Source organism: Vibrio sp. 378 (genome assembly GCF_033339435.1).
Genome location: NZ_JAWOUO010000845.1, coordinates 1 through 590, shown reverse-complemented (window position 1 = coordinate 590; position 590 = coordinate 1). Strand labels below are relative to the sequence as shown.

At 47.6% G+C, this 590-nt stretch carries 1 pseudogene; it reads left to right on the top strand.

Going from position 1 to position 590, the window contains the following annotated elements:
* A pseudogene (locus tag R7Q48_RS29175) lies at nt 1-590 on the top strand (elongation factor 4); the annotation flags it as partial.

Here is a 590-nt window from a genome sequence, read left to right as displayed (position 1 = left end):
TCTAGAGCGTGAATACGATCTCGACCTGATTACCACAGCGCCAACGGTAGTTTACGAAGTTGAGAAAACGGATGGTGAGCTACTGTACGTTGATAGCCCAGCGAAGCTACCTGCAATTAACGACATCGAAGAGATTCGTGAGCCGATTGCGCGTTGTAACATCTTGGTGCCTTCTGATTACCTAGGTAACGTGATCACACTGTGTGTGGAGAAGCGTGGTCTCCAAGTTGATATGGTTTACCACGGTAACCAAGTTGCAGTGACTTACGATATCCCAATGGCGGAAGTTGTTCTCGACTTCTTCGACCGTCTGAAGTCTACGTCACGTGGTTACGCGTCTCTGGATTACAACTTCCAACGCTTTGAAGCGTCAAACATGGTACGCGTAGACGTACTATTGAACGGCGACAAAGTGGATGCACTTGCGCTTATCACGCACAAAGATCAGTCTCAGACTCGTGGTCGTCAGCTGGTTGAGAAGATGAAACAATTTATCCCTCGTCAGATGTTCGATATCGCGATTCAAGCGGCTATTGGTAACCACATCATTGCGCGTTCTACCGTTAAGCAGCTACGTAAAAACGTAATCG